Origin of the sequence: Borrelia sp. A-FGy1 (genome assembly GCF_014084025.1) — a bacterium.
Lineage (GTDB): Bacteria > Spirochaetota > Spirochaetia > Borreliales > Borreliaceae > Borrelia.
Genome location: NZ_CP043709.1, coordinates 1 through 2,099, shown reverse-complemented (window position 1 = coordinate 2,099; position 2,099 = coordinate 1). Strand labels below are relative to the sequence as shown.

The window sequence follows — 2,099 nt, the reverse complement described above, 5'->3', positions numbered from 1 at the left end:
TCCCAAGATTAAGCTCAAAGGCAGTGCCTGAGAAAGCATTAATTGAAATAAATATAAGAATACTTGAAAATAAAACCCTTACCCTCATGTTAACTGACCTCTAAAGTATCTAATTGATTTATTGTATCAAAATTGATAAAACAAATTACTGGATAATTGTATCATAAAAATCATTTTTAAACTCAATTATCTAGGATAGGAAGAAACTATGTCATTTGCAAGAGGGTGTCAAATCTTAATAGTAATGTCTTTCGTGTTTGTTATTTTTGGCAGTAACATAGTAACATTATACTAGTAGTATAGTAGTACTAAAATAGTAGTAGTCTAATGCTAAAGTAGTGCTCTAGTAGTAATAGAGTAGTCAAAGTAGAAAATAAAGGAGTAATAATAAATGGTAAAGCATGTAAGTAGTAATACAGCAAGTGGTGGTAGTAATAATTTCAAATACAAGCTAGACATTAAGTTTTTTGCTAACAATTTGTATTTAGTTGTAGCAACAATTATTTTGTATCTTCTAAACCTTTACTGCTCATATAACGGTTTACTTGTTTATGAGGCAAGAGAAGAAGTTAGTAGTAGTGTTTTTTACTTTTACATAGTACTAACTATTTTCATTATTACTATCCCATCTGTTATCTTTTCTTATCTGCTTAACCTGTTTAGCCAGAAGATGAATGTAGAGAGTAGGCTTAAGAAAGTTGTACTAAATATATGTTTAATATTTTTATTATTTCTAGCATTTGTAGCCCAAATACCTAGTACATGGTATAGTTTTGAAAGTCTTTTTAGGCAAAGCTATTATTCACAAATAAAGAGCCGTATGGATATTATTGAAAATCAAATATTAGAAAAAAAGGCTTTAATTAAAGATAAGAAAGATAATTTGTCCTTAATTAAAGCCAACCTAATGGATAAGATAAAAAATAACAACTTAAGAATTGAGAAGGCTAAAAATAGACACCTAGAACTAGACTTTACATTTGTTACGATGAAAAAAGATCTACAAAAAGAAATTAATAATGCTATAGAAGAAAATAAAGCTTTACTATTAGAACTAGAAGAGTATGAAGATAAGATTGCAGAACTAGATAATAAGCTAGCAAGTTTCATTGCTGCAAAGAATATAGAGAAAACTAAAACACAAGGAATAAATGTCTTATTTAAAGACTCCTCAATTGTGGATAAAGAAAATTATATTGAATATTATAGAACATGGTTTTTGGTATTATTATCTAGCATGCTAGATTTAACGATAGGTATATTGCTAATAAGCATATATAAGGCTAGACAAAAGTATGTAAAAGAAGTTGTGCTAGACCCAAAACTATCTAGAGAAACAGTAGGTAAGACAAAGTTTGATATTAGATCAAAATTAAGTCCAGTTAAGAAAGTTTTTGATTTTAGTAAAAAAATGCTTACACGAAAGGGTGGTAATGTTTCTAATATAGGAAAAAAGTTATTTGATGCACTTGATTTTGTTTCTTCTTGCTTAAAGGAAGACAAGGCCACAATTAAATCTGTAGGGGTTATATCAAAAGAAACAGGTAAAACAAGATATTTTGTAAGACAAAAAATTGCTTTACTAGTAGAATCAAACTTGGTTTCTCTAAAAAATAGAAGATATATCTTAAATACAGCGGCTGTTTCAAACCTTACTAAATTAGTTAATAAAAGTCGTGACAAGAAGATAAAGACATTGTTTGATAAGTATAGTTTTACTACCTTGTTGTCTGAAGTCACATAACTTGCAGCTTGCTATTTGTAGTTTGCAAGGCTTCATATGCTTTATTTAGCTCAAGAAGCTCTAAGTTTGCCTTAGATATATTATCCTTAATTTCTTCCTGCTTTCCCTTAGCAGTTTCTAGCAAATCCTTAGCCCTGCTCATTGAATCTTTAGCACTAGCTATTAAAGCATGATAATGACTGTTGTATCTAATATCCTTGCTTTCTTTTAAAGCTTCTGCTAAAGCCTCATCAGCCTTGTTATTTGTATTTCTAAAAGCAACGTAAGCTTTTTCTAAAGAACTAGTTGCATCAGTATAGCAAGCATTAAGAGAAGCGTGTCTATTCTTAAGCTTACTAATAGCTTTATGCAAGCT

The 2,099-nt window shown here is 29.3% G+C and carries 1 protein-coding gene and 1 pseudogene; one reads left to right on the top strand and one right to left on the bottom strand.

The window, feature by feature from the left end; all coding sequences use genetic code 11:
• Positions 1 to 391 precede the first annotated feature (391 nt).
• On the top strand, positions 392 to 1,744 hold the full coding sequence (locus F0310_RS05575) for a G protein-coupled receptor family protein (protein ID WP_182117976.1): 1,353 nt from the start codon (positions 392 to 394) through the stop codon (positions 1,742 to 1,744).
• On the opposite strand, the pseudogene F0310_RS05570 reads toward F0310_RS05575, so the two are convergent.
• Positions 1,737 to 2,099, bottom strand: a pseudogene (locus F0310_RS05570) (immunogenic protein P37); the annotation flags it as partial. The gene F0310_RS05575 and the pseudogene F0310_RS05570 sit on opposite strands and share 8 nt — an antisense overlap.

Bases quoted from the DNA above. Each gene is read 5' to 3' on its own strand.
- F0310_RS05575 (WP_182117976.1), top strand. From the start codon at position 392: ATGGTAAAGCATGTAAGTAGTAATACAGCAAGTGGTGGTAGTAATAAT.